Origin of the sequence: Citricoccus sp., assembly GCF_032154715.1 — a bacterium.
GTDB lineage: Bacteria > Actinomycetota > Actinomycetes > Actinomycetales > Micrococcaceae > Citricoccus.
This window is the reverse complement of the sequence record NZ_JALDXU010000098.1, coordinates 1-12,418: the sequence shown is the minus strand read 5'-3', so window position 1 is coordinate 12,418 and position 12,418 is coordinate 1. Positions and strand designations below refer to the sequence as shown.

General features: G+C 69.6%; 12 protein-coding genes and 1 riboswitch. Of the genes, 10 read left to right on the top strand and 2 right to left on the bottom strand.

Annotated features, from left to right (window positions below):
• The 7 genes from RUH65_RS13345 to mnhG form a co-directional block, all read left to right on the top strand.
• Positions 1-295 (top strand): MFS transporter (locus RUH65_RS13345; protein ID WP_313818044.1); only part of this gene is annotated, 295 nt, incomplete at its 5' end.
• A gap of 125 nt (positions 296-420) precedes the next feature.
• Positions 421-3,636 carry a Na+/H+ antiporter subunit A gene (locus RUH65_RS13340; RefSeq protein WP_313818043.1) on the top strand — a complete coding sequence of 1,072 codons (3,216 nt, stop codon included), beginning with the start codon at positions 421-423 and terminating at the stop codon, positions 3,634-3,636.
• Positions 3,633-4,325, top strand: coding sequence for a Na(+)/H(+) antiporter subunit C (locus RUH65_RS13335; RefSeq protein ID WP_313818042.1), 693 nt, complete (start codon positions 3,633-3,635; stop codon positions 4,323-4,325). Before RUH65_RS13340 ends, RUH65_RS13335 begins: the two co-directional genes overlap by 4 nt.
• On the top strand, positions 4,325-6,133 hold the full coding sequence (locus tag RUH65_RS13330) for a Na+/H+ antiporter subunit D (RefSeq protein WP_313818041.1): 1,809 nt from the start codon (positions 4,325-4,327) through the stop codon (positions 6,131-6,133). Before RUH65_RS13335 ends, RUH65_RS13330 begins: the two co-directional genes overlap by 1 nt.
• Positions 6,130-6,726: a Na+/H+ antiporter subunit E gene (locus tag RUH65_RS13325; protein ID WP_313818040.1), complete on the top strand. Its 597-nt coding sequence runs from the start codon at positions 6,130-6,132 to the stop codon at positions 6,724-6,726. Before RUH65_RS13330 ends, RUH65_RS13325 begins: the two co-directional genes overlap by 4 nt.
• A complete protein-coding gene (locus RUH65_RS13320; protein WP_313818039.1) occupies positions 6,723-7,010 on the top strand; it encodes a monovalent cation/H+ antiporter complex subunit F in 288 nt (95 codons plus the stop codon). The genes RUH65_RS13325 and RUH65_RS13320 overlap by 4 nt, the downstream gene beginning before the upstream one ends.
• The gene (gene mnhG / locus RUH65_RS13315; protein ID WP_313818038.1) at positions 6,997-7,443 is read left to right on the top strand and encodes a monovalent cation/H(+) antiporter subunit G; all 447 of its coding nucleotides are present in this window, start codon (positions 6,997-6,999) and stop codon (positions 7,441-7,443) included. Before RUH65_RS13320 ends, mnhG begins: the two co-directional genes overlap by 14 nt.
• 80 nt (positions 7,444-7,523) lie before the next feature.
• Here mnhG and RUH65_RS13310 read toward each other — a convergent pair whose 3' ends face one another.
• Positions 7,524-7,805, bottom strand: a complete 282-nt coding sequence (locus tag RUH65_RS13310) for a DUF4235 domain-containing protein (RefSeq protein ID WP_313818036.1) — start codon at positions 7,803-7,805, stop codon at positions 7,524-7,526.
• Positions 7,806-7,922: 117 nt separating this feature from the next.
• Positions 7,923-8,026, top strand: a riboswitch (TPP riboswitch).
• Between the two features lie 91 nt (positions 8,027-8,117).
• Here RUH65_RS13310 and RUH65_RS13305 point away from each other — a divergent pair.
• Genes RUH65_RS13305 through RUH65_RS13295 form a run of 3 tightly spaced genes read left to right on the top strand, consistent with a single transcriptional unit; the run spans position 8,118 to position 11,308 of the window.
• Positions 8,118-8,852, top strand: a complete 735-nt coding sequence (locus RUH65_RS13305; RefSeq protein WP_313818035.1) for an ECF transporter S component — start codon at positions 8,118-8,120, stop codon at positions 8,850-8,852.
• A 3-nt stretch (positions 8,853-8,855) separates the two neighbouring features.
• Positions 8,856-10,499 (top strand): ABC transporter ATP-binding protein, encoded by a 1,644-nt coding sequence (locus RUH65_RS13300; RefSeq protein ID WP_313818034.1) that lies wholly within the window; start codon positions 8,856-8,858, stop codon positions 10,497-10,499.
• Positions 10,496-11,308 (top strand): energy-coupling factor transporter transmembrane component T, encoded by an 813-nt coding sequence (locus tag RUH65_RS13295; RefSeq protein WP_313818033.1) that lies wholly within the window; start codon positions 10,496-10,498, stop codon positions 11,306-11,308. Before RUH65_RS13300 ends, RUH65_RS13295 begins: the two co-directional genes overlap by 4 nt.
• Before the next feature lie 3 nt (positions 11,309-11,311).
• Here RUH65_RS13295 and RUH65_RS13290 read toward each other — a convergent pair whose 3' ends face one another.
• On the bottom strand, positions 11,312-12,262 hold the full coding sequence (locus RUH65_RS13290) for an aminotransferase class IV (protein ID WP_313818045.1): 951 nt from the start codon (positions 12,260-12,262) through the stop codon (positions 11,312-11,314).
• Between the last annotated feature and the right edge of the window lie 156 nt (positions 12,263-12,418).

The following is a 12,418-nucleotide window of genomic DNA, read 5'->3' as shown; positions in this document are numbered from 1 at the left end:
GACCACGGCGTTCTGGATCTTCGGACTGCTCCTGTGCTTCTTCGTGGGACCCGTGCAGTCCTCGTCCCGGTCCTTCCTCGGGAGGCTGACCTCGGAGCAGCGGGCGGGGGAGATCTACGGCCTCTATGCCACCACCGGCCGCGCGGTGTCCTTCCTGACGCCGGCCCTGATCTCCGTGGGGATCGCCCTGACCGGCGACTCGCGGTACATGGTCCCAGCCATCCTGCTGGTGCTGGTGGCCGGCATGGCCCTGCTGGTCAGGGTGCGGGATCCGAAGACGGAGGACACCTTGTGAGCCCTGAACAAACACTGGACGACCCGTCGGTATTCCCTTGACGCCAGGAGAATAATCACGGAATCCGATCTTCGTGCGCCCGGTAGGATGGAACCGACCCCCCACCCGAAGATGGAGGCCGCCCCGTGCTGACTGTGCTCATTGCGCTCTTTGCAGTGGCACTTGTGGCCCCCTTGGTCTTCCGGGTCGCGGATCGTAACGGGTTCTATATCCTGGCCGCCGTCCCGGCCGCAGGTTTCGGCTGGCTCCTGTTCCAGCTGCCCGCCGTCCTCCAGGCGCAGGAGGCCGTCAACTCGGGGGCCGCCCCGCCCGCCGCGGCTCCCGGCGGACTCGTCCAGACCTACGAGTGGATTCCAGACCTCGGCATCAACCTGTCCTTCCGGATGGACGCCCTCGCCGCGTTCATGGGGTTGATCGTCCTCGGCGTCGGCGCCCTCGTGCTCGCGTACTGTGCCCGCTACTTCACGATCAACGAGCCGCGCAATGCGGCCTTCGGCGCCCAGCTGATCGCGTTCGCCGGCGCCATGTTCGGCCTGGTCACCACGGACGACCTGATGGTGCTCTACACCTTCTGGGAACTGACTTCCGTACTCTCGTTCCTGCTGATCGGCTACTCCGCCCATCGCATCTTCGCGCGCCGGTCCGCCATCCAGGCCCTCATCGTCACCACCTTCGGCGGTCTGGCGATGCTGATCGGACTGGTGATGCTCGGTCAGGCCGCCGGCACCTACCGCCTCTCCGAGATCGTGGCCCGCGGTCAGGATCTGATGGCCGGTCCTTACGGCGGCGCCTTCATGGAATGGGCCATCGTGCTCGTCCTCGTGGGTGCCCTCTCCAAGTCCGCGCAGGCACCCTTCCATTTTTGGCTCCCCGCCGCCATGGCCGCCCCGACCCCGGTCTCGGCCTACCTCCACGCCGCCGCCATGGTCAAGGCCGGCGTCTACCTCGTCGCCCGGCTCGCCCCGGCGTTCGCGGAGTCCGGCTGGTGGCAGGCGCTGGTGCTGGGCGTGGGCCTCTGGACCATGCTCGTCGGCGGCTGGCGGGCTCTGCGCCAGACGGACATCAAACTGGTCCTGGCCTACGGCACCGTGTCCCAGCTCGGCTTCCTCATGGTGGCCAACGGGCTCGGCAACCAGGACGCCGCCATGGCCGGCCTGGCCATGCTGGTGGCCCACGCCCTGTTCAAGGCGCCTTTGTTCATGGTCGTCGGCATCATTGACCACGAGGCGGGCACCCGTGATCTGGCCAAGCTCTCCGGGGTCGGGCGGAACCACCCCTGGCTGACCGCCACCGCCGTCATCTGTGCCGCCTCCATGGCCGGCATCCCGCCGCTCTTCGGCTTCGTCGCCAAGGAATCCGTTCTCGAGTCCCTGCTGCACTGGGCCGAAGCCGGTTCTGGCGGCGGACTCTGGGCCACCGTCTGGGCCTGGACGCCGCTCGTGGTCGTCGCCCTCGGCTCCGTCCTGACGGTGGCCTACTCGGCCCGCTTCGTGTGGGGTGCGTTCGCCACCAAGAGGCTCCGCGCGGACGGCGAACTGAAGACCGTCGCGGACACGCGTTTCCACGGCCCCGTCACGGCCGGCGCCCTCGGCCCGTCTGCCCTGCTCGCCCTGGCCTGCGTGGTCGGTGCCTTCATCCCCACCGTCATGGATGCCCTGCCCGTGGCCTTCGGCGGATCGATGGCGGCGCTCGAGCCCGGTGCCGAACCCGCCCACCTGGCCCTGTGGCACGGCTTCACGCCGATCCTCGCCATCTCCGTGGGCATCATTCTGCTCGGCCTCGCCCTGTACGCGCTCAGGGACACAGTGGCCCGCTTCCAGGAGGCCGTGCCGTCCTGGGTGGACGCCCAGCGCCTCTACCGTTCCACGCTGCGGGGACTGGATGACGTGGCCGTCTGGGTCACCGGCCGCACCCAGCGCGGCTCCCTGAGCTTCTACCTCTTCATCATCCTGGCGGTCGCTTTCATCGCCCCGCTCCTGGCGTTGCTGTTCCCCCACGAGTACGACGGCGGCGCGGGCATGGCCGCGTCCATCTTCAGTTCCGCGAACTGGACATGGGGCGATTCCGTCGCCCAGATCCTGATCGGGGCGGCCATCATCACCGGCGCCATCGCCGCGATCCGGGCCCGCAAGCGCTTCATGGCGGTGCTGCTGGTCTCCGTGTCCGGCTACGGGCTGGCAGCCATCTTCGCGTTGCACGGCGCGCCGGACCTGGCCCTGACGCAGCTGCTGGTGGAGTCCATCGTCCTCGTGGCCATGGTGCTCGGTCTGCGCGTGCTGCCGGCCGGCTGGTACACACGGAACCGCACCAACATCCGCTGGGCCCATGCAGCGCTCGGCATCCTGTTCGGCCTGGTGATGATCTGGGTGGCGATCACCGTCATGGCGTCCCGTACCGCCGCGCCGATCTCCCTGGAGATGCCGCAGTTGGCCTATGAGGACGGTGGCGGTGCCAACATCGTCAACGTGCTGCTCGTGGACATCCGCGCCTGGGACACGTTCGGCGAACTCACCGTGCTCGCCGCGGCAGCCACCGGTGTGGCCTCGCTGATCTTCATCCAGCAGCGGGACCGCCGCACCGGCGACCTGGACCAGGTCGCCTCGGGCTCGGTGGGCCGATACCGCCCCAAAGGACCCATGGAGTCCCGGCAACTGGCCGCCTTGCGCAAGTTCGCCATCGTGGACGAGGACCAGTGGCTCGTGGCCGGACGTACTGTGGCCCCGGAGAGGCGATCCATCATCTTCGAGGTGGTCACCCGGCTCGTCTTCCACGTGATCATCCTGCTGTCCATCTACCTCTTGCTCGCCGGTCACAACACTCCGGGCGGCGGCTTCGCCGGCGGATTGATCGCCGGGCTGGCCCTGACCATCCGCTACCTGGCAGGTGGGCGCTACGAGCTCGAGCAGGCCATGCCGATCCCCGCCGGCGTTCTGCTGGGCTCCGGGCTCGCCCTGGCCGCCGTCACCGGTATGGTCCCGTTGGTCTTCGGGGGACAGGTGTTCCAGTCCGCCATTATCGAGTTCACCCTGCCGGTGCTGGGGCACGTCAAGTTCGTCACATCCACGATCTTCGACATCGGGGTCTACCTCGTGGTGGTCGGCCTGGTCATCGATGTCCTGCGCTCCCTCGGCTCGGAGGTGGACCGCCGTCATGAGGTCGAGACCACGGCCCTCGTGGACGCCGAGAAGCGCCGCCGTGAGGCCCGCTCCGGTCTCGCCGCTGCCACCTCCGGCACGGCCACGACCTCCGCCTCCGGCTCACCGGCTGGCACCACGACCACGTCCACCACCGGGCCCACCGGTGCCGCGGGAACCACGGGAACCGGGACGGTGACGCCATGAGCGTGAACATTGTGCTGCTGCTGGTCATGGGTGTCATGTACGCCGTCAGCATCTACCTGCTGCTGGAGCGGACCCTCACCCGCGTGCTGCTGGGGATGGTCCTGATCGCCAACGCCACGAACCTGCTGATCCTCATCATGGCCGGCGCCCCCGGCCAGGCCCCGCTGGTGGAGGACGGGGTGGATCCCAGCGCCTACACGGATCCGCTGCCCCAGGCCATGACCCTGACCTCGATCGTCATCTCCTTCGCCATCACGGCCTTCATGCTCGGCATGATCTACCGGTCCTGGAAGCTGGGCCGGCGGGACGAGGTGCTGGTGGACACCGAGGACGTCAAGGTCGCCGAGCAGTCCTCCTTCGACGCGGAGGAGGATGCGGAGTTGCTGGAGGAGCCGTCGGAGTTCCTCGAGGAGAACGAGGACCCGAACGCGGACTACGAGCACGCCACAGCCATCAACCCCTCGACTGGTGCCCTGGCGGTCCGTCACCGTGCAGACGGCACGGTGAAGGTCAAGACGGACGCCAACCGGCACCTGCCGGGCGCCGGCCGCCGTTCACGGCACGAACCGGAGGAGGGCGAACACCCCGTCGGTTCGCTCGGACATGACGACCACCTCCCGGATGAGGACGAACGCTCCGGCAGCCCCCGGTCCCGGCCACGGGGCCGCGACCCGAAGGACGGTGAGTGATGGACCTGGACATCGTCTCGCTCGCGCCCCTCGCGGTCCTGTTGCCGATCCTCGGTGCCGCCCTGGCCTTCGTGCTGGTCCGCCGTCCCAAGGCGCAGATCGCCACCACCGTCACCACCATCACCCTGACACTGCTCCTCGAGTGCCTGCTGCTGGCGGCGACGTGGGACACGGGGGCGGTGGCCGTCTTCCTCGGCGGCTGGGAGGCCCCCTGGGGCATCACGATGGTGGTGGACCGGTTCTCGGCCCTGATGCTGGTGGTCTCCTCGGCGATCGTCCTCGCGGTGCTGATCTACGCCTCCGCGCAGGGCATCACGGACCAGGACCAGGGCGGGCCGGTCTCGATCTTCCACCCCACGTTCCTGATCCTCGTGGCGGGCGTGTCCAACGCCTTCCTCGCCGGTGACCTCTTCAACCTCTACGTCGGGTTCGAGATCCTGTTGACTGCCTCGTATGTGCTGCTGACGTTGGGCGGCACCGGTCCGCGCGTCCGGGCGGGCGTGACCTACGTGGTGGTCTCGGTGATCTCCTCGGTGCTCTTCCTGATCGCCATCGCCATGATCTACGGCGCCACCGGCACCATCAACATGGCGGACCTGGCGGTGAAGCTCGCGGAGCTGGACCCGGACGTTCAGATGGTGCTGCACGTGATGCTGCTCGTCGGCTTCGGCATCAAGGCCGCCGTGTTCCCGCTGTCCTTCTGGCTCCCCGACTCCTATCCGACCGCCCCTGCGCCCGTGACCGCCGTGTTCGCAGGCCTGCTCACCAAGGTGGGCGTCTACGCGATCATCCGGACCGAGACGTTGCTGTTCCCGGGAGACCGGGTGAACTCACTGCTGCTCTGGGTGGCCCTGCTGACGATGATCGTCGGCATCCTCGGCGCCCTCGCGCAGAACGACATCAAGCGTGTCCTGTCCTTCACGCTCGTCTCCCACATCGGCTACATGATCTTCGGTGTGGCGATGGCCAGCGTGCTCGGGCTGGGGGCCACCGTGTTCTACGTGGTCCACCACATCACCGTGCAGACCGGACTGTTCCTGGTCACCGGCCTGATCGAGCAGCGGGCCGGGTCCGCCAATATCGACCGTCTGGGTGGGATGGCGAAGATCTCACCGCTGATCGCGATCCTGTTCTTCGTCCCAGCCATGAACCTGGGCGGCATCCCGCCGTTCTCCGGCTTCCTCGCCAAGATCGGTCTGATCCAAGCCGGCGTGGGCTCGGATCATGGCATGGCATGGGCGCTCGTGGCCGCCTCCGTGGTGACCTCGCTGTTGACGCTGCTGGTGATGGTCCGCGTGTGGACCCGCTCGTTCTGGCGCCGGGTGGAGGACGTGGAGCACCCGCCGGCCAAGCTCGTCCTCGCGCTGGAGGAGACCGAAGCACGGCGCGCCGGCCGGAGCGCCAGGGCTGTCGCGGTCCGGACTCAGACCCAGACCCAGTCCGATACGAAGGTCCTGACCAAGACCCAGATCAAGACCCCGACCAAGATCGCCAAGGGGCCGGCCCGCGGCATGGTCTATCCGACGATCGCGCTCGTGGCCTTCGGCCTGGCCTTCACCGTGTTCGCCGGTCCGCTCTACGCCTTCTCTGACCGGGCCGCCACGGACATGCTCCTGCGCACGCCCTATATCGAGGCCGTCCTCGGCCCGGAGGCCGCCGCCCAGGCGGAGCAGGATCTGGGCGGCCTGGAGGAACGGGGCATCCATGTCCCGGACCAGGACAACGGCGGGCCGGGCGTGCTGGATTCCATCCCTGGGGACTCCGAAGGGCACGATGTCGGCGACAGCACGGAAGGGGGACAACCATGAGCACCGGTCCGGACGACCAGGACGGCGGACGCTCCTTCTGGAGCCAATGGCCGCTCCTCCTGGGGCTGACCCTGACGTGGGGCGCCCTCTGGGAGGACTTCTCGCCGGGGGTGCTGCTGGCCGGCGTCGTGTTCTCGATGCTGACGTTGAGCTTCTACCGACTGCCACGGGTGAACTTCTCGGACCGGTTCAACCTCTGGTATGCCCTGGTCTTCACCTTCCGATTCCTGTGGCACGTCGTGACCGCCTCCGTCTCGGTCGCCTGGGACGCGATCACGCAGGGGCCCAAGATCGTCAACTCCGTGGTGGCGGTCCCGCTGCGCAGCCACGATGACCTTGTCGTCACGCTCACCGGCCATGCGCTGGCCTTGGTGCCCGGCTCCCTCGTCATCGACGTGGACCGGCCCAGCTCCACCCTGTACCTGCACTGCCTGAACGTGGACAACGCGGAGGCGGTCGAGGGCTTCCGCTCCCAGGCCCTGAGCACCGAGGCCGCGATCATCCGGGCCATCGGCACCAAGGCGGACCTGGCCCTGGTGCGGGAGGACGAGGCGCGTCGCGCCGACGCCACGGCAGGGAGGAGGCTCGGATGACGATGCTGGAATGGGCGGGGATCATCTGCCTGGTGCTGCTGGGCCTGGGTGCCCTGGCGGCGATCTACCGGATCGTCCGCGGGCCCTCGATCCTGGACCGGGCCATCGCCACGGACGTGCTGCTGATCGTCATCTCGTCCTCGCTGTGCGTGGAGATGGCCGTGAACCACCACACGGACAACATCGTGTTCGTGGTGGTGGCCTCCGTGATCGGCTTCGTGGGATCGGTGACGCTGTCCCGGTTCGTGGCCGAGGCCAGGAAGGAGCCGAATGAACGTCCCTGACATGGACTGGATCCAGATCTCAGACGGGATCGCCGCCGTGCTGTTGGTCCTCGGTGCCCTGATGTCCACCGTGGCCGGGATCGGCCTGTTCCGGTTCCCGGATCAGCTCTCCCGCATGCACGCGGGCACGAAGCCGCAAGTGCTGGGACTGCTGTTGATGCTGATGGCCCTGGCCTTCGCCTGGCGGGCGTGGGTGTGGGTGCCGGTACTGGTGCTGGCGTGGGTGCTGCAGATGCTCACCGCGCCGGTCTCCGCCCACCTGGTGGGCCGGGCGGGCTACCGGACCAAACACCTCAAGCCGGAATTCCACTTTGTTGACGAACTCGCGGACGTGGTCGCCCGTCAGGACGACGCGGGCAAGCCGGCCGCCACAGCCCACGACCAGCGGACCGTCCCGAAGGACGATCCGACGGACCAGCAGGGCCGCGACTGACGCGACTGAACCGTCCCGGTTGGACGGCGACCGAACCGGGCCGCGACGGAACCGGCCGGCTGCCCGGCCGGCGTCGGACCTCAGACCTCGGCGGTCCCGGCCTTGCTCTTCGAGCGGGACTGGATGGCCTTCACGGCGGAATTCGCGCCGCGCTTGGAGGAGACGCGGATGATCGCGGAGATGCCCGCGGAGATGGTGGCGAAGGTGATGGCGCTCCACATGTTGGCCTCGGTGTCGTCCAGGTCTTTCGGGGCGTCATGGCCGGTGATCTTCCGCCAGGCGAACTCCACGATCTTGGTGCCGATGATGCCGCCGCCGATCGTGATGCCGGTGGCGATGAGCTTTTCCACGAGGGTGTTCACGGGTTCCTCCAGGACGTAGACGGTGGTCGTTGCGCGTTCGTGACCAGCCTAACGGTTCACCGGGCGGGATGCGCCGCGGGTGGACTATGATGGCGGGACAGTGTGAACAACAGACACTGTGAACGACAGGGGAGCACCTTCGGGTGCTGAGAGTGCGCCCAGCGCAGACCCTCGAACCTGCCCCGGTTAGCACCGGCGAAGGAAGTCGAGTTCTCTGATGGAACGTCAGGAACCGTCCAGCAGCATCCCAGTACGGATGCTCGTGGCGTACCGTTCCGTCCCCCTCCTTGCATCCTTGAGGAGGAACACCACATGGTCTCCATGAAGACCGGCAACACCCCGCAACACCCCGGCAACACCCCCGGGCACGACGCCGGCCACGCGCCTTCCGCGGACACCGGCACCGGAACCACCGGCACCCGCACTGGCACCGGCCGGGCATCCCGCAACGCCGCCCCGAACCGGCGCTCCTGGCGGGTGGTGGACATCGTGGTGGCGGCCGTCATCGCGGTGGCCTCCGGCGTCATCTTCTGGGCCTGGAACCTGGCCTACGCCGGGCTGAGCCCCGCCTTCGCGGCCTTCCCGCCGTCCTCGGCCCTGGTGGCCGGGATGTGGCTCTTCCCGGCGGTGCTCGGCGGGCTCATCATCCGCAGGCCCGGTGCCGCGCTGTTCACCGAGCTGGTGGCCGCGACGGTCTCCGCGCTGCTCGGCTCCCAGTTCGGCCTGACCGTGCTGGCCTCCGGCGTGGTCCAGGGTCTGGGCGCGGAACTGATTCTGCTGGCCTTCCTCTACCGCCGCTTCACGCTGCCCGTGGCACTGCTCGCCGGTCTGATCACGGGGATCTTCGGCGGCATCAATGACGCGTTCATCTTCAACTGGTTCCCCGAGTACACGCTGGACTGGAAGCTGATCTACGTAGGCCTGGTGGGGGTGTCCGGGGTGGTGATCGCCGGCCTGCTGTCCTGGCTGGCCACGCGCGGGCTCGCAGCCACGGGGGCCCTGTCCGCCCTCGCCTCCCGCCGCGCCCACCAGGAGCCGGTGGCCTGAGCCGTGCCGGGAGCACGCATCACCGCGGCGGGCTGGGGCTGGCGCCATGCCGGCCGGCCGGTTCCCGCCGTCGCGGGACTGGACCTGGAGGTGCCGGCCGGGCAGAAGGTCCTGCTGGCCGGGCCCTCCGGTGCCGGCAAGTCCACCCTGCTCTACGCCCTGGCCGGAGTGCTGGACCCCGCCGACGAGTCCGAGGAGACCGGTTCACTGCGGGTGGACGGCGCCGTGTCGCGTGAGCTGCGCGGCCACGCCGGGCTGGTGCAGCAGGATCCCGAGACCCAGGTGATCCTGTCCCGCGTCGGCGATGATGCCGCCTTCGGCGCCGAGAACCTGCGGGTGCCGCGGGACCACATCTGGGACCGCGTCCTGGACGCCCTGGACGCAGTGGGACTGGGCGAGGACCAGGGCATCTCCCTGGCCCGGGACACCTCGCGACTGTCCGGCGGGCAGAAACAGCGCCTCGCCCTGGCCGGGATCCTGGCGATGCGCCCGCCGTTGATCCTGCTGGACGAGCCGACCGCCAACCTGGATCCGTCCGGGGTGCTGGAGGTCCGCGACGCCGTGCTCGCCGTGGTCGAGCGGACCGGGGCGACCCTGCTCGTGGTGGAGCACCGCCTCGCCGTCTGGGCCGACCACGTGGACCGGATGCTCGTCCTGGAGCCCGGCGGCGGGATCAGCCACGACGGCACCCCGGATGAGCTCCTAGCGCCAGGCCCCGTCCGGGACGAGCTGGCCGCAGCGGGCGTCTGGGTTCCTGGCCGTGTTCCGACACTGGTAACCCCCATCCCTCGCAACTGGAGGTCGAATTCGCACCGGAATGAACCTGGCATCGGCCAGGACCGGGGCGATATTGACCTCCAGATGCCCGGGGGTGGGGAAAGAATCAACAGCACGACGGCGGCGCCCCCCGGCGCGCTGTTGACCGCCCGTGGCCTGGCCGTCTCCAAGGAGCCCGTGAGACCGGGGTGGCGCCGGCGGTTCGGCCCCACCCCGGAGCCGGTGCAGCGGGGCCTGGACCTGGAGCTGGGGGCCGGCGAGGCCGTCGTCGTGACCGGCGCCAATGGCAGCGGGAAGTCCACCCTGCTGCTGACGTTGGCCGGTCTGATCCCCTCTCACGCGGGCACGCTCACGGCGGGGACCGCGCTGAAGGGGGAGCGGGCCGGCCACCTGCCGGACGACCCACACCGGTGGAGGGCCGCTGACCTGGTCAGCCGGATCGGAACCGTCTTCCAGGAGCCCGAGCACCAGTTCGTCGCCACCACCGTGCGGGACGAGCTGCTGTTCGGTCCCCGCCACGCCCGCGATCCCGAGACCGGGCAACGGCTGTTCACGGACGAGCAGGCCGCCCAGCGTGCGGACGGACTGCTGGCGGCGCTGAACCTGGAATCGCTGGCCCAGGTCAACCCGTTCACGCTCTCCGGCGGGGAGAAGCGGCGGCTGTCCGTGGCCACGGTGCTGGCCGCCGGGCCAGAGGTGGTGTTCCTCGACGAGCCGACGTTCGGCCAGGACGCCAACACCTGGGCCGTCCTCACGGGCTTGCTGCACGGGCTGGTGGCCGAGGGCCGCTCGGTGCTGGCCGTGACCCATGATGCCGACTTCGCCGCGGCGCTCGACGCCCGGGTGGTCGAGCTGGAGGTGGCCGCATGACGGTGCCCGTTGCCACCCTCGCGGCTCCGTCCCGCCCCGTAGCCGGCTCGGTCTTCGAGCGAGCCAACCCCTTGGCCAAGCTCGCGGCGCTGCTGCCGGTGACGGCGGTGCTGGTGGCGACGATGGACTGGGTGTCCTCCGGGATCGTGCTGGTGGCCGCCGTGGCCCTGTTGCCCTTGTCCGGGATCCGGGTCGGCGAGTTCTTCCGGCGGGCGTGGGTGCTGGTGGCGGCGGCGCTGGTGTCCGCGTGGGGCACCGCCCTGGTAGGGGAGGACTCCGGGCCCATGCTGGTCGAGGCGGGGCCGGTGAGTATCTCGGAGGGCTCGGTCCTGGCCGGGCTGGCCACCGGGCTGCGCATCCTCGCCGTGGCGCTGCCCGGAGTGATGGTCTTCATCACCACCGACCCCACGGACCTGGCCGACGCCCTGTCCCAACGGCTGCGACTGCCCGCCCGCTTCGTCCTCGGATCCCTCGCGGCCTTCCGGCTGCTGGGCGTGCTGACGGAGGAATGGCGGACCCTCGGCCAGGCCCGGCGGGCCCGCGGCGTCGGTACCGGAGGCAACCCATTCCGACGGCTGGGCTCCTGGCTCGGTCAGGTGTTCGGACTCATGGTGCAGGCCATCCGCCGGGCGACCAAGCTCGCCGTCACCATGGAGGCCCGGGGCTTCGGAACCGGCGACCGCACCTGGGCGCGCGAATCGCGGTTCGATGCGGTGGATACCTGGGTGATTCTGGGCGGCATCGGACTGGCTGCCCTTGCCGTGGGCCTGTCCGTGGCCACCGGGGCCTTCAACCTCGTCTGGGCGTAGGGGTCACGGCCCGTGTTCGCCGGGTTCTCGGTCCTCGGCCAGGAAGCCGTTCAGCAGCTCGGTGAGCTCGGGGTCCTGGGGAATCTCCTCGCCGTCCAGGTGGGTCACGGGGGCGACCAGACGCACGGAGGACACCAGCCAGACCCCGTCGGCATCCACCAGGTCCGAGGGCTCCAGCGGCCCGTAGCCGAGCTGCCAGCCGGCGGCCTGGGCGGCGGCGAAGATGGTGCCCTGGGAGGTGCCGGGCAGGATTCCGGAGCTGCGCAGGGGGGTGATGAGCTCGACCCCAATGCTGCCGTCCTGTTGCGGGACCCGCCGGGCCATCAGCACGGTGGAGGTCGGTCCCTCCAGTACCTGGCCGTCTGACGACGTGAAGATGACATCGTCCGCCCCCTGGGACGTGGCGTAACGCAGAGCGGCCATGTTCACGGCATAGCTCAGCGACTTGGTGCCCATCAGCAGCCACGGCGCGCGCTCCGCCACCCCGGAATCCACGCCACGGTCCAGCAGCAGCACCTTCAGGCCGCGCTCACGGGCTGCGACCAGCCCCGGGGACACGGGGGAGACGAGCACCCAATACGTCCCGGTCAGGCGCTCGACGCCGGCCTCATCCCTGACGTAGTGCCCTCCGCCGGGTGCCCCTTCCGGACCCCGGGTGGCCACCAGCTTGACCACGGCGTCCACGCCGGGGTTGCCGGCGGCGAACGCCTCCAGCCCCGCCGCGGCGGCCCGCTGCCAGTCGGCGGCCGGCGGAAGGGGAATCTCCAGGGCCTGGGCCGAGGTGGCCAGCCGAGCCAGGTGGGAGTCCTCCTTGCGGACCCGCAAAGGTGAGCCCAGGCCCGAGCCCTCGGCCGGCACAGCGGTCATGGTCTCGAACACGCCGTCCCCCCGCGTCAAACCCTGGTCGGTGACCAGGATGGCCGGCCGTCGCGGATCGGCCACGCGAAGCTTCACGCCGGAACCGCCGGCGGACCCGGTCGCGGCACCGGCCTCGCCTGCGGGATCGGCGCGACCTGCGAAATCGGCGTTGCCTGCGGAACGGGCTGGGCCGGCGTCGGGCTCGAGGTAGACGACCACGGATTGTCCGGGACCCGGGACGAACGCTTGAAC